The organism is Hafnia sp. HMSC23F03, from assembly GCF_001816025.1.
Taxonomy (GTDB): Bacteria; Pseudomonadota; Gammaproteobacteria; order Enterobacterales; family Enterobacteriaceae; genus Hafnia; species Hafnia paralvei.
In genome coordinates this window covers 16,625-38,620 of sequence record NZ_KV824245.1, presented here as the reverse complement: position 1 = coordinate 38,620, position 21,996 = coordinate 16,625, and the positions used below count along the sequence as shown (strand labels likewise).

General features: G+C 51.0%; 22 protein-coding genes. 3 read left to right on the top strand and 19 right to left on the bottom strand.

All coding sequences use genetic code 11. The annotated features are described in order from the left end of the window. Window positions 1-97: 97 nt before the first annotated feature. The gene (locus tag HMPREF3091_RS20625; protein WP_070718666.1) at window positions 98-835 is read left to right on the top strand and encodes a cysteate racemase; all 738 of its coding nucleotides are present in this window, start codon (window positions 98-100) and stop codon (window positions 833-835) included. On the opposite strand, the gene hypT is transcribed toward HMPREF3091_RS20625, so the two are convergent. From hypT to prmB, 7 genes are all read right to left on the bottom strand, one after another. Further along, window positions 818-1,714 (bottom strand): hypochlorite stress DNA-binding transcriptional regulator HypT, encoded by an 897-nt coding sequence (gene hypT, locus HMPREF3091_RS20620; protein WP_004092764.1) that lies wholly within the window; start codon window positions 1,712-1,714, stop codon window positions 818-820. The two genes, HMPREF3091_RS20625 and hypT, sit on opposite strands and share 18 nt — an antisense overlap. Before the next feature lie 84 nt (window positions 1,715-1,798). After that, window positions 1,799-2,965, bottom strand: coding sequence for a beta-aspartyl-peptidase (gene iadA, locus HMPREF3091_RS20615; protein ID WP_210403580.1), 1,167 nt, complete (start codon window positions 2,963-2,965; stop codon window positions 1,799-1,801). 10 nt (window positions 2,966-2,975) lie between these two features. Continuing rightward, window positions 2,976-3,440: a YjiG family protein gene (locus HMPREF3091_RS20610; protein WP_008814069.1), complete on the bottom strand. Its 465-nt coding sequence runs from the start codon at window positions 3,438-3,440 to the stop codon at window positions 2,976-2,978. Window positions 3,441-3,444: 4 nt separating this feature from the next. After that, window positions 3,445-4,125 carry a nucleoside recognition domain-containing protein gene (locus HMPREF3091_RS20605; protein ID WP_004092767.1) on the bottom strand — a complete coding sequence of 227 codons (681 nt, stop codon included), beginning with the start codon at window positions 4,123-4,125 and terminating at the stop codon, window positions 3,445-3,447. Window positions 4,126-4,366: 241 nt separating this feature from the next. Continuing rightward, a complete protein-coding gene (mepA, locus tag HMPREF3091_RS20600) occupies window positions 4,367-5,194 on the bottom strand; it encodes a penicillin-insensitive murein endopeptidase (protein ID WP_070718784.1) in 828 nt (275 codons plus the stop codon). 120 nt (window positions 5,195-5,314) lie between these two features. Continuing rightward, window positions 5,315-6,400 carry a chorismate synthase gene (gene aroC, locus HMPREF3091_RS20595; protein WP_008814072.1) on the bottom strand — a complete coding sequence of 362 codons (1,086 nt, stop codon included), beginning with the start codon at window positions 6,398-6,400 and terminating at the stop codon, window positions 5,315-5,317. Window positions 6,401-6,542: 142 nt separating this feature from the next. Further along, window positions 6,543-7,475: a 50S ribosomal protein L3 N(5)-glutamine methyltransferase gene (gene prmB, locus HMPREF3091_RS20590; protein WP_035503370.1), complete on the bottom strand. Its 933-nt coding sequence runs from the start codon at window positions 7,473-7,475 to the stop codon at window positions 6,543-6,545. Between the two features lie 239 nt (window positions 7,476-7,714). Here prmB and smrB point away from each other — a divergent pair, with 239 nt between their 5' ends. Continuing rightward, window positions 7,715-8,257, top strand: coding sequence for an endonuclease SmrB (smrB, locus tag HMPREF3091_RS20585; protein ID WP_070718661.1), 543 nt, complete (start codon window positions 7,715-7,717; stop codon window positions 8,255-8,257). A 140-nt stretch (window positions 8,258-8,397) separates the two neighbouring features. Here smrB and sixA read toward each other — a convergent pair whose 3' ends face one another. The 4 genes from sixA to HMPREF3091_RS20565 form a co-directional block, all read right to left on the bottom strand. After that, window positions 8,398-8,880 (bottom strand): phosphohistidine phosphatase SixA, encoded by a 483-nt coding sequence (sixA, locus tag HMPREF3091_RS20580; protein ID WP_070718660.1) that lies wholly within the window; start codon window positions 8,878-8,880, stop codon window positions 8,398-8,400. A gap of 379 nt (window positions 8,881-9,259) precedes the next feature. Continuing rightward, a complete protein-coding gene (gene fadJ / locus HMPREF3091_RS20575) occupies window positions 9,260-11,407 on the bottom strand; it encodes a fatty acid oxidation complex subunit alpha FadJ (protein ID WP_070718657.1) in 2,148 nt (715 codons plus the stop codon). After that, complete coding sequence (gene fadI / locus HMPREF3091_RS20570) at window positions 11,407-12,735, bottom strand: acetyl-CoA C-acyltransferase FadI (RefSeq protein WP_070718655.1); 1,329 nt, start codon at window positions 12,733-12,735, stop codon at window positions 11,407-11,409. Before fadI ends, fadJ begins: the two co-directional genes overlap by 1 nt. A gap of 356 nt (window positions 12,736-13,091) precedes the next feature. Continuing rightward, window positions 13,092-13,388 carry a YfcZ/YiiS family protein gene (locus HMPREF3091_RS20565; RefSeq protein WP_008814078.1) on the bottom strand — a complete coding sequence of 99 codons (297 nt, stop codon included), beginning with the start codon at window positions 13,386-13,388 and terminating at the stop codon, window positions 13,092-13,094. A 405-nt stretch (window positions 13,389-13,793) separates the two neighbouring features. Here HMPREF3091_RS20565 and fadL point away from each other — a divergent pair, with 405 nt between their 5' ends. Then, complete coding sequence (gene fadL / locus HMPREF3091_RS20560; RefSeq protein WP_070718653.1) at window positions 13,794-15,119, top strand: long-chain fatty acid transporter FadL; 1,326 nt, start codon at window positions 13,794-13,796, stop codon at window positions 15,117-15,119. A gap of 257 nt (window positions 15,120-15,376) precedes the next feature. On the opposite strand, the gene mlaA is transcribed toward fadL, so the two are convergent. The 8 genes from mlaA to HMPREF3091_RS20520 form a co-directional block, all read right to left on the bottom strand. Further along, window positions 15,377-16,135: a phospholipid-binding lipoprotein MlaA gene (gene mlaA / locus HMPREF3091_RS20555; RefSeq protein ID WP_070718649.1), complete on the bottom strand. Its 759-nt coding sequence runs from the start codon at window positions 16,133-16,135 to the stop codon at window positions 15,377-15,379. 120 nt (window positions 16,136-16,255) lie between these two features. Then, a complete protein-coding gene (gene ccmI, locus HMPREF3091_RS20550; protein ID WP_070718647.1) occupies window positions 16,256-17,467 on the bottom strand; it encodes a c-type cytochrome biogenesis protein CcmI in 1,212 nt (403 codons plus the stop codon). 2 nt (window positions 17,468-17,469) lie between these two features. After that, window positions 17,470-17,943, bottom strand: coding sequence for a cytochrome c-type biogenesis protein (locus tag HMPREF3091_RS20545; protein WP_172635538.1), 474 nt, complete (start codon window positions 17,941-17,943; stop codon window positions 17,470-17,472). Between the two features lie 8 nt (window positions 17,944-17,951). Next, on the bottom strand, window positions 17,952-18,503 hold the full coding sequence (locus HMPREF3091_RS20540) for a DsbE family thiol:disulfide interchange protein (RefSeq protein WP_004092781.1): 552 nt from the start codon (window positions 18,501-18,503) through the stop codon (window positions 17,952-17,954). Next, entirely contained in the window at window positions 18,500-20,473 is a 1,974-nt protein-coding gene (locus HMPREF3091_RS20535; protein WP_070718644.1) for a heme lyase CcmF/NrfE family subunit, read from the bottom strand. The genes HMPREF3091_RS20540 and HMPREF3091_RS20535 overlap by 4 nt, the downstream gene beginning before the upstream one ends. Beyond that, window positions 20,470-20,976 (bottom strand): cytochrome c maturation protein CcmE, encoded by a 507-nt coding sequence (gene ccmE, locus HMPREF3091_RS20530; protein ID WP_070718640.1) that lies wholly within the window; start codon window positions 20,974-20,976, stop codon window positions 20,470-20,472. Before ccmE ends, HMPREF3091_RS20535 begins: the two co-directional genes overlap by 4 nt. Beyond that, window positions 20,973-21,212 (bottom strand): heme exporter protein CcmD, encoded by a 240-nt coding sequence (gene ccmD / locus HMPREF3091_RS20525; protein WP_004092784.1) that lies wholly within the window; start codon window positions 21,210-21,212, stop codon window positions 20,973-20,975. The genes ccmE and ccmD overlap by 4 nt, the downstream gene beginning before the upstream one ends. Beyond that, on the bottom strand, window positions 21,212-21,967 hold the full coding sequence (locus HMPREF3091_RS20520) for a heme ABC transporter permease (protein WP_070718638.1): 756 nt from the start codon (window positions 21,965-21,967) through the stop codon (window positions 21,212-21,214). Before HMPREF3091_RS20520 ends, ccmD begins: the two co-directional genes overlap by 1 nt. Window positions 21,968-21,996: the final 29 nt, after the last annotated feature.

Here is a 21,996-nt window from a genome sequence, read left to right as displayed (position 1 = left end):
TTTACGCATTGCAACTAAATAAACGGCATTTATTCTTTTAACTTCAGACTGATAGTGTTAATTCCAGACTCTGGTTTATCAGAAAAGGATAAGCGAAATGCAACACACTATTGGTATTCTGGGCGGAATGGGGCCTGCAGCCACGGCAGATATGCTGAATAAATTTGTACGTTTTAGGCATGCGGGGCAAGACCAACAACATATTCCCATTATTGCCTGCTCGATACCGGACATTCCCGATCGTAGCGCATGTTTGCTTTCCGGCGGCCCTTCTCCTTACGACTACCTTGAGCGTTATCTGCACATGCTGGAAACCGCCGGTGCTGAATGCATCGTGATCCCCTGCAACACCGCGCATTATTGGTTTGAACGTTTGCAGCACAGCGCGCACGCAGAAATGATCAACATCTTGGATGCCACGCTGGCAGAACTGCCCCGCGCTAGCCAAACCGTTGGCCTACTCGCGACGGATGCCACGTTGGCCACTGGACTTTATCAACGCAGGTTAGATCAACAGGGGCGAGGATTATGTGTTCCCGAAGGTGACGGGCAGAGCGCGGTGATGCAGGCTATTTATGCCTATAAAGCTGGCGATATCGCTTTATCGCAGGCGCTACTGTTTCCGCAGGTAGAGGCCTTAATAACGCGTGGGGCGGATATTATCATTATGGGATGCACCGAAATCCCGCTGATTATCGGTGCCGAAGAAGCCCGCTTTAACTGTGGATTTATTGATTCCACTGCCGCGTTGGTGCGTGCCGCGATTCGCTGGTATGAGGCAAAAAATGGCGAGACGACACTGAACGCTCAGCCTGAACTAGCGAGCATGGAATAAGTTTTTCAGATCCCGCCAAAAACTTTCGGCGGTGATACTCATGCGCGTGTCCATCCGATACGCATAGGCATAAATGGGTATAGTCAATGCTTCATTATCCAAACGCACCAGCTTACCCTGCTCTAACTCTTGCACCACAGAACAGTCTGGCAGCCAAGCAACGCCCGAGCCATCTAACGCCAGCTGTTTTAGCAATTCACTCATGGATGAAACAAAAACGGTACGGAAGCTGAGATGGGTATTCTTGGCTAACATACGGTTCACCAACCTTCCCATGTAAGAGGCTTGGCTATAATTCAGTAGTGGAAAATCCTGTTGGTCCAAGGTGTAAAGCGGCTTTCCTTGTAAGTCACTCGCGCAAACGGGGAAAAGCTGAGCTTCAAACAGGTGAATATGAGCGAAAGGTGCCTGTAGCAAATATTCGTCATGATACGAGAGAATAAAATCGCTTTTCCCTTCTCGCAGCGTATTTACCGCGCTATCGACGTCAATAGCCTCCACAGAGTAAGCAAAGTGGTTAGGCATCTCTTTAACAATCGAAGGCAATAATCCCAAAGAAAGCGAATGAGCCGCCGCAATCTTGATTTTATGCTCGATAAAGTCACTTCCGCCGCGTAGCTCGGTGAGATTACTTTCCAGCTGTTGCAGAAGATTTCTTACCTGAGAGTGGAACACCTTTCCCGGCTCAGTCAACTGAAGCGGTGAGACATCACGGTTAAACAGAGAGACACCCGCCGCCTGTTCCAGAGAACGGATGCGCCGACTGAATGCGGGCTGTGACACGTTGCGTTTGATTGCCGACTGGGAGAAATTACGGCACTCCTCCAACGTGAGAAAGTCATACAACCATTTCGTTTCTATATTGTGCACTATGCTCATCTCAATTCCTGTTGTCGCACCGAGTCTCCTCTCATAAACATACCATTATCATGAGACGCGACGCGACAACAGACAAACAGTGAGTTATTCGAAGGTCCCTTTCACGCAGGCTTTCCCCTCTTGTACCATCAGACGCCCACGGGCATAGACCTGATGGATTGCCAGATCGGGAGTTAACACCACAAAATCGGCGTCTTTACCCACGGCAATCTCGCCCTTGTTTTCCAGACCAAGGAACTTAGCAACGCTACGGGTAAATGGCACCAGCGCATCGGCTAAGGTCATATCCTGCTCTTTCACCAAGGCAACCAGCGTCTCTAACATGCTGCTGAAACCTGCGACACCAATGCCGGTGAGATTCCCTAGCGCATCAAAAACAGGCTGGCTACCATTACCGTCCGAACTCACGGAAAGCAAATCAAGCACAACGCCGCGATCCACTGCACGTTTAACCGCCTGAGAAGGCGTAACCGGCCCTGGAATGCCGCTAGTAATATCGATATGACCGCCTTTTAGCGCAAATTCGATAGCCGCATCAAACAACGTTTCGCTACGATTAACATGAGTGGGTAACAGCTTATTCATTGGAACATCACTGTTTTCAAGAATGGCATACAGCGGGTCTAAGCCTTTCTTGCTGCTGCCCATGTGGAACACGCTGATGCCCGCCTTATTCCCCAATAGTCCACCCACTCTCGCCTGAGCAGCCATATTGGCTAATGAGGAATCATTAGGTGCCGACGAACGGTGATCGGAAACGGCACACTTCACGCCGATGATTCTGTCGATCAGTGCGACATCACGTTCAATGCTGCCGGTAATGGTAGGAGAAGGAATGCTATAAGCACCCGTAAGCATATAAGCCGTAATGCCTTCGTCGTTAAGCGCGCGTGTTTTTGCCAGTAGCGCTTCAGGATGTCTAGTCACTGAATCCGTGCCTAACAGACCAATTGCCGTGGTAATCCCCGCCTCAACCAGCTTGGATAAGCGCACTTCTGGCGTACGTGTTGCAGGCCCCGCCTCACCACCGCCACCAATTAAATGAATGTGCTGATCGATAAATCCTGGACACAGCGTTAAACCATGCAGATCGATAATCTGACAGTCGGGTAAAACATCGGCGGAAATTTGCGGCTCAATGGCGACCACTTTTCCAGCAACCAGCAATACATCCTGAATTCCAAGCGCCTGAGGGGCGTATACCTGTGCGCCGCGCAGCAGCGTAAATCCTGCGGAAGTTAAGTCCATCACCAATTCCTCGTTATCTCACAATCAACTGCATGACCCAGATAGACAGCAGCGAGTTAATTACGCAAACGCCAATAATATGGGGGTAATATTTCGCGTTTACCTCAGCGGTACCCAAGCAGCGCCCCACGTTTTGCACTGGATTTCCCATCAAATAAATCGCGGGCAACAATACGGTAACGTCATGACCGCTTAACGTTCCGGCGGTGACTAAGCTGGCAGCAACACCAACCGCACCGCCCATGCTGAGCAGTGATGCCAGCAACACAGTAGCGGCTTCGCCCGGTAATCCCCAGAACGCCATCACTGGCTGACAAACTTGGCCGACCAAATCGAGTAATCCGGTAATTTTCAACGCTTGAATAATCACAAACGCCATCACGACATTCGGCAAAAGGTTGGTTGTCGCAATGGTGAATCCGCGGCGCGCACCGTCGATAAAAAGATCCATTACGTTTTTACGCACTTGTGTCGTCATTTTATTATTCCTTATTATTCACAGTGCGGTGTTCTGCAAAATTAATATAAACACGAAGAATGTTCGCGCCAACGAATTTAAACAGTAAAATCACACCGAGTGGGACAATGACCGAGGTACCTAAAAAAGCAAATACGGCGACGCCCGAAGAGAAGTAATTAGTAATGATCGCACTACCGCTAGTTTGATAAGCGGCAAAAATAACTTTCTCTTGTTCGGTGATTTCCCCTTCTTCAGCTAACTCTTTCGTCATACCCGCAGCAGCATCGGTGTTTTGCAGGTTGGCGATCAGTGCAAGAGAGCAAATACCGGGAATGCCCAGAATCGGACGTAAAATCGGCGTCATGAGTTGCTGCGCGGCTCGCAGTCCCCCCAAGCCGTCGGTGACAGAAATAATCCCTAGAGACAAAATAACCGATGGCGCGAGCTCTAGCGCAAAAAGAAACCCATCTTTTGCACCAGCACCGTTCACGCCTCTGAACGTGACCGCGGTAGTCGCGCTATCGCCATTAACATGTCCGAATGAACCATTTAAAACGGTGAAATCAAAGACACGCCACCAGCCATCGCTGCCGGAAAACATACCTGAGAAAAATATAATGGTGAGAAAAAAAGAAAAATAACCTACCCACGTGACTTTTAGTTTCTGGCTGGGTGCCGCCAGCTCCGCTTCCTGATGTTTCATAATTCCCCTGTCCTGTGTTAAACACTATATTTCCGATAAAATTCATTATTTATGTAAATATATTTCGTGCTTCTATGAGCACTTATTACAAAAATAACCCAGCCATAAGGCCAGTTTCGAACATAACATGTGATTATTAACGCAGGAAAATGCAAGAATGTATTTTGCTATGCAAAAAACGCATAGCGGCAAGAAAGTGGGATATAAAAAACGCCCCTCGACGGGGCGTTTATGGCAAGGATTAACCTGCGAAGTGCCTGTCCAGCAAGGCCTGACAGGACGGATACAACGGCGGCGGCGCAGACGGTTTTGACGGTTTGCTGCCCGGAGGTGGCGGCTGGAACCAACTTGCCAGTTCGGCACCACAACCGTCACCGGCAGGCGGCGGCGTCTGATCCTGACACTCAAGGCTGCTTGCCGGACAGCGCAGACGTACGTGCATATGAGCCCGATGAGCAAACCAAGGACGAACCTTACGCAGCCAATCACGATCGGTACCGGCGGTGTCACACAGCTTTTGCTTAATGGCCGGGTTGACGAAAATGCGCGTCACTTCGTCATCTTTTGCCGCGAGCTTAATCAATTCGCCCGTATCATCGCTCCACAGCGCAGGAATGACGTTTCGTCCGTTGACGGCAACCAGATCAATCGGCTTCGGCTTCAGCAACTGCTGCTGACTCCAACGCTGCTTTGGCAGTTGTAACCAAATATCGACATCCAACCCCGACTGATGACTCGCATGACCGCTACTGAAACGTCCACCGGCAGGCATCGCCATATCACCAATCAACAAAGTCCCCATTTGGCGCTGACTCACTTCACTACTGAGGCGATTAATAAAAGCCAGTAAATCAGGATGACCATAATAGCGATGCTGATCGGGCCGCATCACCTGATAATCATCAGCTTGCAACGGTAATGGATTGGCTCCCACAATGCAGCCATTGGCAAAGCCGCCGATGGCCTGCGCCGCGCCCGGCACCGGTTTTGTGATCTGCTGCCACGGTGTCAGCGCCATAGCCTGAGCACTCATCGCCAGCGCACAGGCACCCAGTAGCCAGAATTTCATTTTCTTCATATCAATGAGCCTGCCATGATTATTCGCATCCATTCTTTCCATCTGCATACAAATACAGCCCTTACCCCGCGCAAAGCAATGTCTTGAAGCGCTTAAGATGGCGCATATTTTTTACCAACGCGGAACGTCTGAAACCACATCTCCGCACTGTGCTCTTTGACGCAGCAAATGATCCATCAGCACAATCGCCATCATCGCTTCGGCGATTGGCACCGCGCGGATCCCAACGCAGGGATCGTGACGTCCACGCGTAACCATTTCAACCGCTTCACCTTGGCGATTGATCGTTTTACCCGGCACCATAATGCTGGACGTGGGCTTCAATGCGAGATGCGCGATAATATCCTGACCGCTGCTGATCCCCCCCAAAATGCCGCCAGCGTGGTTGCTCTGGAAGCCTTCTGGCGTGATCTCATCACGATTCTCACTGCCACGCTTGTTTACCACCGCAAAGCCATCACCGATTTCCACGCCTTTCACAGCGTTAATGCTCATCAGCGCATGAGCCAAATCCGCATCCAGACGATCGAATACTGGCTCACCTAAACCGACTGGAACTTTTTCAGCCACCACGGTGACTTTGGCGCCAATGGAGTCGCCCTCTTTTTTCAGCGCGCGCATCAGCTCATCCAGCGCTTCCAGTTTTGAAGGATCAGGGCAGAAGAAGGGGTTTTGCTCTACCTGCTCCCAATCTTTAATCTCACAGGAAATATCACCGATCTGTGCTAAACAGCCACGGATTTGCACACCATATTTTTCTTTCAGGTATTTTTTCGCGATGGCGCCTGCGGCAACGCGCATCGCAGTCTCACGCGCAGAGGAACGACCGCCGCCGCGATAGTCACGGGTACCGTACTTTTGTTCGTAGGTATAATCCGCATGCCCCGGACGGAATAAATCTTTGATCGCACCGTAGTCTTGAGAACGCTGGTCAGTATTTTCAATGATTAAACCAATGCTGGTGCCGGTGGTGATCCCTTCAAATACACCGGAAAGAATGCGCACCTGATCGGGCTCACGGCGCTGCGTAGTGTAGCGAGAAGTCCCCGGACGACGGCGATCCAGATCGTGTTGCAGATCGGCCTCTGTCAGCGGAATACCTGGCGGCACTCCGTCAACGATACAGCCTAACGCGATACCGTGTGATTCACCGAACGTAGTGACACGGAAAAATTGCCCAATGCTATTGCCTGCCATGCGCGGCTCCTTAGCGTTGTTTTCTGACTTTGCAGATGAATGTTGTGTTTTTTATGGCGTGAATGAGACATTGAGCCCATTCATCCTCCCCCTGTTTGTTTACAAGGGGAGGCGCAAATCGAAATTTGCGGAACGTCTGCTGCTATGACCGATAGAGTGCAAAGTGTGGTGCACAGTCAATCAGCTGTTGTTTGGTCAGCATAAATACGCCGTCACCGCCGTTTTCGAATTCTAACCACACGAACGGAATATCAGGATACTGTTCCATCAGGTGCACCATACTGTTGCCCACTTCGCAAATCAGCACACCGTCATCGGTCAGATAATCTGGCGCGCACGCTAAAATGCGTCGAGTCAATTTCAGGCCATCGCTGCCTGCGGCGAGTCCAAGCTCAGGCTCGAAGCGGAATTCTTCCGGCAGATCGGACATATCTTCTTCATCCACATACGGTGGATTGGTCACGATCAGATCGTACTGAAGCGGTGGTAGCTCGCGGAACAGATCGGAACGGATCGGGGTGACGCTCTGATCCAAACCGTGCTCCTGAATATTTTGCTCGGTCACAGACAGCACGTCGGTTGAAATATCTACCGCATCGACTTCGGCTTCTGGGAATGCATAAGCACAGGCGATAGCGATACAACCGCTGCCGGTGCACATATCCAGAATATGGCTTGGATTGTGGTTGATGATGCCGCTAAAGCGGTTATCGATCAGCTCGCCAATCGGTGAGCGAGGCACCAAAACGCGCTCGTCAACATAGAACTCATGACCACAGAACCACGCTTTATTGGTCAGATAAGCGACTGGAATACGATCGTTCACGCGGCGGATCACGCGCTCAACGATGCGATGACGCTCACTCAGCGTCAAACGTGCGGTGCGCATATCTTCTGGAATATCCATTGGCAGGTACAAGGTTGGCAACACCAGTTGCACCGCTTCGTCCCACGGATTATCTGTGCCGTGGCCATAATAGATATTCGCTGCATTAAAACGGCTGACGGTCCAGCGCAGCATATCTTGGATGGTATGCAGCTCATTCACCGCTTCATCGACGAAAATCTTGTCCAAATTAGCCTCCAACAGACCTGTCTATGACCTAACACCACCTAAAAAGGCGCCATTAAGTCTAAATAATGAGAAAAGTAAGCAATCCCGTAGTTTGCCATGAAGAGCCCCACAAATCAGCAGGAATATAGTCTGAGAGATGCCTCTGTGACGCTAGAAGATAAGATTGATGACGAGTTTTATTTAGATGCCGCGAGAACTTTAGTTACACTATCCCTAAGAGTGACTATGGCAGATTGATAATGAAGAAAAATAAAACGATCAGCGGTGAGGATGCCGCCCTTTTTCGTGAGTCCGTCAGCGGCGCACGTAAGATCGCGCAGGACACCGTGGTACATCGCCCTAAGCGCAGTACCCGAAAAATTGCGCCTGAAAAAATGCTGCAAGAACAAATCGACGCTAGCTTCTATTTTTCCGATGAATTTCAACCGCAGCTCGACAGTGATGGACCAACGCGTTATATCCGCCCTGACGCCAATCATTTTGAGCTAAAGAAACTGCGCCGCGGCGACTATTCACCTGAATTATTTTTAGATCTGCATGGGCTTACCCAAATGCAGGCTAAGCAAGAATTAGGGGCGCTGATCGCCGCCTGCCGCCGTGAACACGTCCACTGTGCCTGCGTTATGCATGGACACGGTAAACACATTCTCAAACAGCAAACGCCGCTCTGGCTGGCTCAGCATCCAGACGTTGTTGCGTTTCATCAGGCGTCACGTGAATGGGGAGGAGATGCCGCGTTATTAGTGCTGATAGAAATCGACGAGCGTGAAGAGCGCCGCTGATGCAGCGAAAATGATGAATATAGCAGGGTTAGGCGGTTTCAAGTTGCAGAGAGGCGGTAATAGAGCCAGTCCCTAGAGCTTACATCAGTAAGTGGCTAGGGCACATGAACGCATCTGCAGCTTGAAAGATGAAGTGAATATTAAGCCTTAGCCATTACCTGCGCGGGTCCAACCTGCCAGTCAAACACGCCACGCTCTGTGGTCGCATCAAAAGAAACGCCAGCAATAGCCGAAGTGGCAAACATCGGAGGGGCTTCTTCCGGGCAGAGTTCTGACACCAGATAGCCCACCAACGGCAGATGCGAGATAACCAGTACGCTGCCGATATCCGTTTTGGCCAGTGCCTCCAGATAGCACCCCACCATAGCAGCATCGCCGCCCGGCGTAAGCTCCGGCATCACTTCAACATCGTCCGGTAACGCCAGCCCTTCGCGTACTGCCGCTAGCGTTTGCTGGGCGCGCAGATAAGGACTCACCAAAACCTTTTCAATCTTACATGATTGCGTTTGTAGCCAAGAGGCCATACAGACTGATTCATCGTGACCACGGGTCGTCAGAGGCCTGATTGAATCGCTAGCTGCTTCGAGAGCGGCCTCACCATGACGCATAATAAAAACTTGCATATTGCACCGCTATTGTTGGCTGAATCCTGCACCGTTCGCCGATTGGCATGTAGACGGTCGGGCATTCTGCCTGATTCGACACAGAATTAACACGCAAAAGTGATGCGTATTAATCACGCGGACTGGATCGCTTCCGCGTGGGGTAGAGATAACAGCACACATAACAGCTGTTTATCTTTTATCCAATATCTAAATATACTACTAAACGGAGCGTGGCGCACCTGCCCCACTCCGTCAGCCTAACGCCGTAAACTACCCTGAGCAGAATTATCTGTACAGAGTCTGACCGTGAAAGAGTTGCAAGCAGTGATCGGCCTCTCATTCCCAAATAAAGACTCACTGCCGCGCAATCGCGCATTTTTCTATGCCACTCTGACGGTTACAAATAAAAGCGCTGATTTTGCTCTTTCATGGTCAATAATTTTTCGCATGGTGCGAAATGCGAGCCGTGGCGTTGAGCTAAGGTTTGCAGCGTATTGACAACGTTATCGATGCCTAAGCGATCCATATAGCGGAATGGACCTCCGAGGAATGGCGGGAAACCGATGCCAAATACTGCGCCAATATCACCATCGCGTGCACTGCGGATAATATTTTCATCCAAGCACCGAGCCGCTTCATTGAGCATCAGCATGACACAGCGCTGGAAAATTTCTTTTTCATTCATTTGTGGTTTCGGCGTCACGCGCAGCAATGGATAAACCGAGGCATCCACCTCTTTTTTCCCTTTTTTGCCCTTGTTCTTATAGAGATAGAACCCTCGACCATTCTTACGTCCTTTGCGGTCATCCTGAATCAACGCATCAAATGCCGGCGGCGCTGCAAATCGCTCACCTAATTCTGCCACCAAAATAGGGATAATTTTCGTGCCCACGTCGATCCCAACTTCATCTAACAGAGCAAATGGCCCGATAGGGAATCCCCCTTTCACCATCGCTTGATCGATACCGTTAATCGATTCGCCCTCTAACAGACAGCGCGCCGCCTCACTGATATAAGGGGCCAAAATACGGTTTACATAGAAACCGGCGCGATCGCCAACGACGATCGCCGTTTTCCCCTGCTTTTGTGCTAAAGCAACCGTGGTAGCAATAGTGACTTCGCTGGTTCCCGCATGCGGAATGACTTCTACCAGCGGCATTTTATCGACTGGACTAAAATAGTGCAGGCCAATTACCTGCTCCGGTCTTTGTGATAACGCCGCGATTTGAGCAATAGGTAAAGAAGAGGTATTCGATGCGAAAATCGTATGTGGTGCACAATAGTGCTCAACGTCCGCCACCATTTGCTGCTTCAGCTTAAGATCCTCAAACACCGCCTCAATCACCACATCCATTTGCTGAAAACCGCTATAGTCTGTGCAACCTGACAACAGTTGCATCTGTTTTTGCCGCTCAGCCGGGCGCATACGACGAGCGCGAACCCGCTTGGTCAACGCATCCCAGCTATAGCTTAACGCGTGGCTAATCCCCTTCTCGCTGATATCTTTGATACGCACAGGCAAACCGCCTCGCGTTGCTGTCACACAGGCAATTCCTCCGCCCATCAGCCCACCGCCCAAGACGCCTACGTGGCGTATGGCCTGTGGCTTAGCGGTGCCTCCGGCCTCTTTCTTCAGCGAAGTGGAAGCAAAGAACAAACTGCGCAGCGCGGCGGACTCAGGCGTCATCACTAATTCACCAAAAGCCTTAGCTTCTGCCTCATAGCCGCTGCTGCTGCCGTGCTCCAAGCCTTGACGTACGACCTGAATGATTTTTTCCGCCGCAGGGTAGTTACCCTGTGTTTTCGCTAAGGTTTTCTTACGCACGATGCTAAACAGCAGAGAACGCCCCAGAGGGCCATTTAGCAAGCGCTCCATCACTGGCAGCTCAGGGCGTGTGCGCCAGCCCTGTCGCGCCAGTTGAATCGCGCTTTCCAACAGGATCGAGGCAGGAACGGCATCATCTACCAACCCCATCTTCAGCGCCTGTTTAGCGCGAACATGGCGCCCCGTCAGCATCAAGTCCAATGCCTGCGAAGCACCAATCAAACGCGGCAACCGCTGAGTGCCGCCCGATCCTGGTAATAAGCCGAGCTGTACTTCGGGTAGCCCCAGCGCGGTTTTGTCATCTAAAGAACAGATTCGGCGGTGGCAAGCTAACGCGAGCTCCAAACCGCCCCCTAGGCAGGCACCATGAATGGCGGCGACCACGGGAATAGACAGCGCGGCGATCTTCGCCAGCGTAACCTGCCCTTTCTGTGCCAGTATGCGTGCCTGCTGCTCGCTTTGGCACGCATCAAGCATGGTGATATCGGCCCCGGCAATAAATGAATCAGGTTTGCCCGAGATAATCACCATGCCCTGAAGCTTATGTTTTTGCGCCTGTTGTAAAACGTCATCCACCTGCTGAACAAATTCGGCTTTCAGCGTATTCACGCGCTCATCCGGCACATCGATGGTGATAAGACCAATGTCGTTATCCACTACGCTAAAGCGGAAGGCGCTTGGCTTAGCGTCCCGCATGAGAGGGTATTCTTGTGCAGACATTACTCCACCTCCACGATCATGGCAGCGCCGAGGCCACCCGCGGCGCAGGCCGTGGTTAGGCCAAGCCCCCCGCCGCGACGACGCAGTTCATTCAACGTTTGGGTGATCATACGAGCGCCGGTGGCAGCAAATGGGTGTCCATAGGCAATTGAGCCGCCTAGAACGTTAAATTTATCCATGTCGACTTCACCAATCGCACGATCACGCCCGAGTTTTTCACGCGCAAATTCATCGCTGGCAAACATTTTCAGGTTCGCCAGCGTTTGCGATGCGAAGGCTTCATGCATATCGATTAAGGTTAAATCCTGCAGCGTGATCCCCGCGCGGTCTAGTGCCAGCGGCGTTGCATATGATGGCCCGAGCAGCATGTCCTCCCAAACATCGATGGCAGAAAAAGCAAAACTGCGCAGATAGCCTAGCGGAGTCAGCCCAAGTTCGCGGGCGCGGGATTCGCTCATCATCAGCACTGCGGCGGCACCGTCGGTTAAAGGAGTACTGTTGGCCGCCGTAACGCTACCGTGGCGGCGGTCAAACGCCGGTTTCAGCTTGCTATAGGACGCTAAGGTGGAATCGCCGCGCACGTTGTTGTCTTTATCCAGCGACTGCTGGTACGGAGGGATATAAGCGGTGATCACTTCATCGCGCAGCACGCCGGATTCCCATGCTTTGGCCGCCAAAGTATGAGAACGGTGCGCCAAGGAATCTTGTTCCTCTCGGCTAATATGGTGGCTTTTCGCCATTTGCTCTGCAGTATCTCCCATGCGCAAACCGGTTGAATACTCAGCGACCGCGGGGGGAACAGGCAGTAAATCACGCAGTTTCAGCTTACTGAACAACTTGAGGCGCTGAGACAACGTTCGGGCTTTATTGACATCCACCAGCGTGCGCGCCAAGGATTTGCTCACGCCGATGGGAAGCACTGAGGAAGAGTCCGCACCGCCGGCAATACCGACAGAAATGGAGCCAGCCATAATGCTCTCAGCCACATTGGCGATTGCTTGAAAACTGGTGGCGCAGGCACGCGATACGCTGTAGGCATCGGTGTGAATACTCATTCCGGTGCCTAACACGATTTCACGTGCAATATTCGGCGCTTCGGGCATCTGCACAACCTGACCAAAAACCAACTGATCGATAACGTCAGGAGAAATATTGCTGCGAGCCAGCAGCTCACTCACCACCATATTGCCTAACTCCACGGCCGGAATACCATGAAATGCGGTGGCTTGGCGGGCAAACGGCGTTCTCAGCCCCTGCACAATGGCAATACGATCACCCGAACGGGTTGTCAAAGCCAACGGGGATGATAAAGGAAGTGCCTGACTCATTTTGAGCTCCTGCGCAATACGACAAAAATAGTAAAAATGTAACCATTCCCTGAATTGTAAAGACCACGGAGCACGATACCCGCGTGGCATTTAGTAAACAGGTCTGACCTGATGACGTAAATTCTTAACCCAATTTTTACATTTCGCAAACAAGAAAAGGCAAAAACTGAGAACAGGAACAGGTTTCTTTGCGGGAGAAAGAGGAGTCAGTGAAAAAGGTGTGTCGCAATCAATATATTTAATGAATGTATTTATCGATAAAATCGAATTTATGTAATGAAGAAAGGGCGCTGGCTAAATATAAAAAAAGCACGACCGAAGTCGTGCTTAGAATATTACTTTCGGTTAACCCGCGATTAACGCAGGCCGAGTTGAAAAATCAGGGTTTCCGCTTCACAAGCAAAAGTGAAATCAACGGTCAACTCATAGCCTTCCGCTTTTTTAACAATATTGCTTTTGATAACACAAGGATCGGATTCGATGCCGCGCGCTTTCTGAGTCAGTTGTTCCAGCATAGCTTTCGCATCAGCTTCCTGAGCAAAAACATTGCAATAGGATGCGGTGCAGTCGGTGTTATCCATGATGGTGCCGACATCAACGCAGCAGCAAGCTGCCGTTTCTTGTGCACTGCACTTTTTAATAGCATCAGTCATTTCAATCATCTCCTCGACGGGGAATAACCCCCACTTTATATCGCCAATTATGATCTGGCTCAAAAAATATAAAAACTGTGGGTATTTTACTCCTCTCCCACTACAGACACTAGCGATATGCCATAGGAATGACACTTAGTGAGCAAAATCACATTATTTGCTGTTTATTTCCACGCACTTGTAACCAGTTCTTTATTAGTTCCGTTGTTTTTTGTTACACGGATCTCTTTTCTTGAATCATTTTGGAAATATTTAATAAACATTCTTGCAACATACCAAGAGGTCAGACCTATACTCTGCTCACTGGTCTGATTTGTCAGATCGAACTCGGACCCTACAATCCGCGCTCATTGTTACAGTACGTAACATAGTTTAAATAAAACACACAATAATGAGGTTTCGGTCATGCGCCAGAAAAACCTGTTTACTAAGTCAGCATTAGCTGCAGCAGTGGCACTGCTTTCATCTAACGTCAATGCCGCTGGTTTCCAGCTGAATGAGTTCTCAGCCGCTGGCTTAGGCCGAGCCTATTCAGGTGAAGGTGCCATGGCTGATACCCCGGCATCCGCAAGCCGCAACCCGGCCCTGTTGAGCATGTACGATCGCCCAGCGATTTCCATCGGCGGCGTATTTATCGACCCAGACGTAGACATCTCCGGGCGTTCTCCAAGCGGCCAGAGCCTGAATGCTAAAAATATCGCGCCAACGGCGTGGGTGCCTAACTTCCACTACGTGCAACCTATCAACGATCAGTGGGCCGTGGGTGCATCTGTAACCTCAAACTACGGTTTGGCGACTGAATTCAACGATAACTACGCTGCAGGCTCTATGGGCGGGACTACCGACCTGACCACAGCGAACTTAAACCTGAGCGCGGCTTATCGTGCTAACGAACACTTCAGCTTCGGTCTGGGCTTTGACGCCGTATATGCGAAAGCTAAGATTGACCGCTATGCAGGCGACCTGCCACTGCTGATCGGCAGCAAATTACCCCCTCCGTACAACGGCATAGTCGGTCAGATCCCAGCCAACACACAGATCTCTCATCTGAAAGGCGACGAATGGGGCTTTGGTTGGAACGCCGGTATTCTGTATGAAGTGGATGAAAATAACCGCTTTGGCCTGACCTATCGCTCTGAAGTTAAAATCGACTTCGACGGTGACTACCGTAGCGACCTGCCAACCAGCGTGAACGCATTGGCAAATCAGTTCGGTATCCAAGGTTTACCTATGGGCACCGGTGGAGCCACCGTACCAGGCTCTCTGACCCTGAATCTGCCTGAAATGTGGGAAATCTCTGGCTACCACAAAGTGGCACCACAGTGGGCTGTCCACTACAGCATGGCCTACACCAGTTGGAGCCAGTTCGAAGAGCTAAAAGCCAAGGGGTCAAACGGTCAGACCCTGTTCTATAAAGATGAAGGCTTCAAAGATGCCTACCGCATCGCGATTGGTACCACCTACTTCTACGATGATAACTGGACGTTCCGTACCGGTATTGCCTTTGACGATAGCCCAGTACCTGCCGGCACACGTTCTATCTCTATCCCAGATCAGGATCGTGCTTGGATCAGTGCGGGTACCAGCTACGCATTCAACAAAGATGCGTCTGTTGACGTCGGTGTTTCCTACATGCATGGCTCAAAAGTTACCATCAACGAAGGGCCGTATGAGTTCAAATCTGTAGGTAAAGCATGGTTGTACGGTGCTAACTTCAACTACGCGTTCTAATTTTTAAAACGAGTAGACATTAAAAGCGCCCTTTTAGGGTAATGCTGGTCACTTAAGCGCGATTTTAGGGGAAGTACACCGATGGGGTCGTAGCAGCTTTAGCTGCCGGAGCGCCCCGCGGTGTACTAGACCCGTGTATCTCGATCTCTTAAACGATCAGCATTACCCTTTTGGGGCGCTTTTTCATTAAGAACAGCGGCTATCCAGACGTAAAAAAAGCGCCCTAAGGCGCTTCTTTGCGATCTATCCATTATCCATCAGTTTGAATCAATGTCTTTCAAATCATCCTGAATAGCTGAGGCATTTGGATTGGTTGGTGCTATCAATTCACCACCGGTTGCCAAGAAATCATTGCGCTGGAAATACGCTTCACGCATAAACAGATACGGATCTGAAGAATTCCTCAGCAGACCATCGGAATCCAGCAGCTGTGCTCGAGTCTCTATACCTTCGACGACCCATTTACCTGCAGACATCCAGAAGGTCAGCCAGCTTAACGCTGGGTAGACGTAGTCGACATAATTCCCCCCGTCCTGACGTGGGGTCGCGCTGCCGTAGCCCGGAAGCACCACATATGGGCCATACGGCACATCATAGTAACCTAGCGTGCTACCGAAACGATGAGGTTCCTGTTTCGCCAGTTTAGGGTTTGCCATCGACGCGACGTCCATGAACCCACCCATACCGAGAATGGTATTCAGGAAGAAACGGTTAAAGTGTACAAATCCATCGTAAACATTACCTTCAAGGAAACTGTTCACCATGCTAGCAGGTTCTTCAAGGTTGCTCGTGAAGTTCGAAATCCCCGAGCGAGCAGGAACAGGCACATAGTCACGCCAAGCTACGGCTACAGGACGTAACAAATACGGATCCAGATAATTGTAGTTCACGCTAAACATCGCACGGTTAAAACCTTCCAGCGGGTCTGAACGCCCTTGAGCTGAATCCGATGCATTTGTTGCACACCCAACCAGCAATACGCTTGCCAGAGCCACTCCTGTCAGCCGAAGTTTCATATCCTTCTCCATGAAAAGGGATCGCTGATGACAGGCTATCAATCTTATCCCGCCGTCAACGATCCACATATTTTATTCTGATCTTACTCATGCCCAAAGACTGTTTTTGCCATGGGCGATTTATGGTACTTGATGTTCAATCTGTACGCTAATCTGACTTTCTTTATTATAGGGCATAACCGCACTTTCACCGAACCAGTCACCTGATTGTGGATTGGCTAAACCATCTCGAGAGATGCGCGCACGGACTTTCACCTGTTTTTGCGTCGACAGCAAACGTTCCGGCATCATGGCATTGGCATCAGATAATGAAACTGTCACAGGGAAATGCCCCAGTGGCAACTGCTTCACCGCAACGGGTATTGGCGTGACGCCATCGCTAACTGAAACCACCAAGACCGCCGTTGGCGGTAGTTGGCGCTCAACGTCAGGCGACAGATTAATCGTGACGTTCAGTAGGCTATTATCCTCACCAGACTGCACTTTGGCTTGTTCAATGCTGCGCTTTAGCACTTCACGACGACTATCGTTGGCAGGTAATGTTTTCAGCATCATCTCCCACGCACCAATCGCCTTCTTATAATCGCCCTGTTCGAAAGCATTAAATGCCAACAGGCTCAGCACCCGCACGTCTTCATGATTACGCGCCATCATATCGCGCAGCATGTCGGCTGCCTGTTTATTATCTTGTGGATCGCTAGAACGGGTGAGCACTTCCGCGTACCCCAGCGCAACCTCAGGTTCATTCGGCGCCAACTGGTAGGCGTGAGAGAAAGCCTGAGTCGCGGTCGTCGCGTTATTCAATGCCATACCGATTCGGCCTAACATCACCCAATCAGCCACGTTACGCGGATCGGTTTGCAGCTCGGTACGCAGCCCTAAGCCTAAACGAGCAATTTCTTCCATCGTCAGCGGCTGCTTGTCTTCGTTCATGACCCGCTCGCGCAGCGAAGGCATTTCACTCATCACCAGATTCCAGCCTTGAACTTGAGCTAATCCGCCGGTTTTCAAATAAAAACCGACAGAAATCAGTACGAGGACGACGACGCCTGGCAGCAGCACCCAGCGGTTGAGTGGTTCAGGTTTGGCCTTATCTGCATGAGGAACATCAGACAGCAGGTTTTGCTGAAGCTCTTCGATCATCGCCTGACGCTCAGCAACCACACCCTGCTCTTCGTCCTGCTCCAGCTCTTTTAACCGCTGATGGTAAAAACGTGTGTTTAAACGATCGCGATCTTCAGGTAAATCACGCTGAGGCTGACGTAACACCGGAACCAGCAGCAACGCAGCGGCGGCGATCAGCAACACTAAAACTATTAACCAAAATGCCATTATCAATGTTCCCTGTCGCTGTCGTTAAGAAGCTGTTGTAATCGTTGTTTCTCAGCATCGCTTAGCGTATCACCTGAAACCTCTGGCTCTTCTGGGCGACGGCGACGAGCGCGTGTAATCACTACGATGGCCCCCAGCAGAACAAACAGTGCAGGTCCCACCCACAGAATCACGGTCGCGGCGGTTAACGGTGGTTCATAGGTCACAAAATTACCGTAGCGCGCCACCATATATTCAGTAATCTGCTTATTGGTGTAGCCTTTTTCCATCAGCTCATACACTTTCTGGCGCATGTCTGCAGCAATGATCGCATTGGAATCCGCAATGCTGTTGTTCTGACATTTCGGGCAGCGTAACTGCTCGGTTAATTCACGGTATTGCTGTTCTTGCTCAACGCTTTTAAAACTATAGGTATCAATCGCCGCCCAAGCGCTAACAGAGAGCATAACGCCGACCAACACGCTGGCTAATCTTATCGCTCGCATTATTTAGCTCCTTCATATTGGCGGTATAAAGGTTCGATTTCCTGTTGCCAAACGCGATCGTTAAGATCCCCTGCATGACGATAACGGATGATCCCATTACCATCGATCAGGAAAGTCTCAGGCGCGCCATATACGCCAAGATCAAGTCCCAGCATGCCGTCGCCGTCGTAAAGACTCAGCGCATAGGGATTGCCCAAATCATTGAGCCATTTCACGGCTTTCTGACGGTCATCCTTATAGTTTAACCCCACCACGCGGATCCCTTTCGCGGCCAGCTTATTGAGATACTGATGTTCGGCGTAGCAGGTCGGGCACCAGGTCGCCCACACGTTGAGCAGCATCGGTTTGCCGTCGTGCAATACGCTTTGATCAAAGGTTTTACCCGGCTGATCTAGAGACTCCAGCTTAAACTCGGGAACCGGTTTACCAATCAGCGCTGACTCCAACATAGTGGGATCTTCACCGCCGGCATTACGCTGTAGCTGGATCACAAACGCCAGCACCAGCAGCATAAATAAAACTAACGGGATAAAGAGCAGCTTGCGATTCATGCTGTTTTCTCCAGTTTTTCTTGTTCGCGCTCTTCCTTACGGCGTGAACGGTAGCGTGGGTCGAGAATACATAGCACGCCGCCAATCGCCATTAACACGCCGCCGTACCAAATCCAGCGTACAAAAGGTTTGTAGTACAGGCGAACCGCCCATGCGCCGTCATCCAGTTCTTCGCCCAATGCCGCATATAAATCGCGCGTTAAACCGCCGTCAATGGCGGCCTCGGTCATCATGCTGCGCGCAGTCGCGTAGTAGCGTTTTTCTGCCCGTAGCGTCGCTTCAGGTTTTCCGTTGCGGGTAACGTCAATAATTCCCACGCCGCCGGTATAGTTCGGGCCTGTAATATCGTGAACGTCGCGGAATACAAAGTGATAGTTGTGAATATCTACGCTATCTCCCGACTTCATTCGCACATCGCGCTCGATGCTGTAGCTTTGGCTAAACGCGATACCAATCACCGTGACCGCGACACCAAGATGGCCTAGCACCATCCCCCAATGACTGCGTGGCAGTTTGGTCAGCCCTTTCCAGAATCCATAACGATGCGTCGCGCGCTCGTGCAGTTCCATCAACGTCAGGATAACGACCCAGAACGCCATCAACAGACCCACAACCGTCATGCCTTCAACGCGATCCTGCATCAGCCACGGCAACGCAACGGAAAGGATCACGGTGACGATCACTGCCATCAGCAGGCGTTTCCAGAATTTTGCCGGCTCATCACGACGCCAGCGCACCAGAGGCCCCACCCCAAGCAGTAATGCAAACGGAGCCATCAGCCAAGTGAACATTGAATTGAAGAAAGGTTCGCCAATCGAAATACTGCCCAAACCCAGTTGCTTATGCACCAGCGGCAGTAGCGTACCCAACAGCACCACTAACATCGCGGCGACCAGCAGCACGTTATTACCCAGCAGGAAGGTTTCACGTGAAAACACTTCATGTTGAGTGCGACTACGTACCTGTGCACCCTTCACGGCATACAGCAGTAAAGAGCCGCCGATCACGATCACCAAATACGCCAAAATGAACATTCCGCGCGCCGGATCGGAAGCAAACGAGTGCACGGAGACCAAGACCCCAGAGCGCACCAAAAACGTTCCTAGCAAACACAGAGAGAAGGCAGTGATGGCGAGGAGAACCGTCCATGCTTTGAAAGTGCCACGTTTTTCGGTCACCGCCAGTGAGTGCAGCAGAGCCGTACCCGCCAGCCAAGGCATAAAGGAGGCATTTTCTACCGGGTCCCAGAACCACCAGCCGCCCCAACCGAGTTCGTAATAGGCCCAAGCAGAACCTAAAACGATCCCCATGGTGAGGAATACCCATGCTGCCGTGGTCCAAGGACGTGACCAGCGTGCCCATGCGGTGTCTAAGCGCCCCGCCATCAGCGAGGCAATCGAGAAGGCAAAAGCGACCGAGAATCCTACGTAGCCCATATACAGCAACGGCGGATGGAAAATCAGACCGATATCCTGCAACAGCGGATTCAAATCGCTGCCGTCAATCGGGAAATTCGGCAACGTGCGAGTAAACGGATTCGAAGTAAGAATGATGAATAGCAGGAAACCTACGTTAATCATCCCCATCACCGACAACACTCGCGCCACGGAATCTTGTGGCATGCTGCGGCTAAACAACGCAACGGCGAGCGTCCAGCAACTGAGTAGCAGAACCCAAAGCAGCAGCGATCCCTCATGCGCGCCCCACGTGGCCGCAATGCGGAAATAAACCGGTAGCTGGGTATTGGAGTTAGCCGCTACATAGGAAACGGTAAAATCATTAGTGATAAAGGCATACACCAAACAGCCAAAAGAAACCGCAATGCTGAAGAACAGTCCGTAGGTCAACGGCCGTGCCGACGACATCATGCGCACATCTTGTCTGGCTGCGCCCCAAAGCGGATAAATGCTCAGCAACACGGACAGCGCGAGAGAAAGCGCCAGTAGGAAGTTACCAATTTCAGGGATCATGGCTGCGGGTTCCCCGCATCAGAACTACCGCCGTTTTGTTGGTAGGCGTCTGCTGGGCGACTATGATTTTGCTCCATCGCTTCTTTTACCTCTGGTGGCGTATATTTTTCATCATGTTTTGCCAGCACTTCTTTGGCATGCACCACGTTATTTTCGCCCATGACACCTTGTGCCACTACGCCCTGCCCTTCACGGAACAGATCCGGCAAAATGCCTTCGTAGGTCACACCGATTGCACCATGAGCATCGTAGATTTTGAATGACACTTTCAGGCTTTGCTGATCGCGTTTCACCGAACCCGGCATCACCATGCCGCCAATACGTAAACGCTGGCCCACTTCAGGCTTTTCATGATTTTCGCCTTTACCCTGCAAAATTTCAGTTGGGGTATAAAACAGGTCAATGTTGGAGCGCAATGCATAAAGAACCAGAGTTACTGTCACCCCAAGGCCAAGTAAGACAACAATGGCCAGATACAAGCGGCTCTTGCGACGTGGATTCATAACGACTGCTCTCCTTGTGAAACTGACGAAGCGCGTTGTTGACCCTGCGCTTGTTTAATACGTTGCTCGCGCGCCTGATGACGGCGAATTTCCGTCAAAATTTGGCGGCGTTGCCAGCGGGTATGACACACCAGCAACAGTAAAGGAATGAGGGTTGCGGCAACGGACAGCCATACGTAAAACGCATAGCCGCCCATGGCAAAGAAGTCCTGCCACGATGAAAATGCGGGGTTCATCAGGAACGCTCCTTGTGCTGGTTATTCTGGCGAGTATTCACTAACGCATTCACCCACGGACGGCGGCGTTCCTGCATTAAGATCAGATTACGTAAACGCATTAGCGTCAGGGTAATAAAGAAGAAAAGATAACCGAAGATCGCCCAACGCAGCGGAGAGCGCATGCTTGGGTCAATGGTGTTTTGCATGTTGGTAGACCCTTGATGCAGGGTGTTCCACCACTCAACGGAGAAATGAATAATCGGCAGGTTTACCACGCCAACCAGCACCAAAATGCCTGCCGCGCGACCGGCGGTGCGGCGATCTTCAAACGCGTTGTACAAGGCAATAGCGCCCAGATACAGGAACAGCAGCACGAGTTCAGAGGTTAAGCGCGCATCCCACACCCACCACGTTCCCCACATTGGCTTGCCCCAAGCCGATCCTGTCGCAAGCGCAATAAAGGTGAAAACCGCCCCCACGGGTGCCATCGCGGCACTCACCAGATCGGACATTTTCATCTGCCAGACTAAGCCGATAAACGCCGCAATTGCCATGGAAGCATAAATCCCCATCGACCAAATAGCCGCTGGGACATGGATGTACATAATGCGATAGCTATTGCCCTGTTGATAGTCAGACGGTGCGAATCCAAAGCCCCAGACCCAACCAATCAACAAACACGCTGCCCCAGCTAATCCTAGCCATGGCACAAACTTACCGCACAGATGATAAAGCCGTTCAGGCTTAGCAAGCTGATGAAGCCATTTCCACATTGAGATTTATGCTCACAAAACGAAAAGTC

Excerpts from the sequence above, each read along its gene's own strand:
- fadJ (WP_070718657.1), bottom strand. The coding sequence starts at position 11,407 with ATGTCTGCACAAGAATACCCTCTCATGCGGGACGCTAAGCCAAGCGCC.
- HMPREF3091_RS20605 (WP_004092767.1), bottom strand. The coding sequence starts at position 4,125 with ATGAAACATCAGGAAGCGGAGCTGGCGGCACCCAGCCAGAAACTAAAA.
- HMPREF3091_RS20625 (WP_070718666.1), top strand. The coding sequence starts at position 98 with ATGCAACACACTATTGGTATTCTGGGCGGAATGGGGCCTGCAGCCACG.
- aroC (WP_008814072.1), bottom strand. The coding sequence starts at position 6,400 with ATGGCAGGCAATAGCATTGGGCAATTTTTCCGTGTCACTACGTTCGGT.
- hypT (WP_004092764.1), bottom strand. The coding sequence starts at position 1,714 with ATGAGCATAGTGCACAATATAGAAACGAAATGGTTGTATGACTTTCTC.
- HMPREF3091_RS20565 (WP_008814078.1), bottom strand. The coding sequence starts at position 13,388 with ATGACTGATGCTATTAAAAAGTGCAGTGCACAAGAAACGGCAGCTTGC.
- ccmE (WP_070718640.1), bottom strand. The coding sequence starts at position 20,976 with ATGAATCCACGTCGCAAGAGCCGCTTGTATCTGGCCATTGTTGTCTTA.
- fadL (WP_070718653.1), top strand. The coding sequence starts at position 13,794 with ATGCGCCAGAAAAACCTGTTTACTAAGTCAGCATTAGCTGCAGCAGTG.
- fadI (WP_070718655.1), bottom strand. The coding sequence starts at position 12,735 with ATGAGTCAGGCACTTCCTTTATCATCCCCGTTGGCTTTGACAACCCGT.
- HMPREF3091_RS20610 (WP_008814069.1), bottom strand. The coding sequence starts at position 3,440 with ATGACGACACAAGTGCGTAAAAACGTAATGGATCTTTTTATCGACGGT.
- sixA (WP_070718660.1), bottom strand. The coding sequence starts at position 8,880 with ATGCAAGTTTTTATTATGCGTCATGGTGAGGCCGCTCTCGAAGCAGCT.
- mlaA (WP_070718649.1), bottom strand. The coding sequence starts at position 16,135 with ATGAAACTTCGGCTGACAGGAGTGGCTCTGGCAAGCGTATTGCTGGTT.
- ccmI (WP_070718647.1), bottom strand. The coding sequence starts at position 17,467 with ATGGCATTTTGGTTAATAGTTTTAGTGTTGCTGATCGCCGCCGCTGCG.
- smrB (WP_070718661.1), top strand. The coding sequence starts at position 7,715 with ATGAAGAAAAATAAAACGATCAGCGGTGAGGATGCCGCCCTTTTTCGT.
- mepA (WP_070718784.1), bottom strand. The coding sequence starts at position 5,194 with ATGAAATTCTGGCTACTGGGTGCCTGTGCGCTGGCGATGAGTGCTCAG.
- ccmD (WP_004092784.1), bottom strand. The coding sequence starts at position 21,212 with ATGAACCCCGCATTTTCATCGTGGCAGGACTTCTTTGCCATGGGCGGC.
- HMPREF3091_RS20520 (WP_070718638.1), bottom strand. The coding sequence starts at position 21,967 with ATGTGGAAATGGCTTCATCAGCTTGCTAAGCCTGAACGGCTTTATCAT.
- HMPREF3091_RS20540 (WP_004092781.1), bottom strand. The coding sequence starts at position 18,503 with ATGAATCGCAAGCTGCTCTTTATCCCGTTAGTTTTATTTATGCTGCTG.
- HMPREF3091_RS20535 (WP_070718644.1), bottom strand. The coding sequence starts at position 20,473 with ATGATCCCTGAAATTGGTAACTTCCTACTGGCGCTTTCTCTCGCGCTG.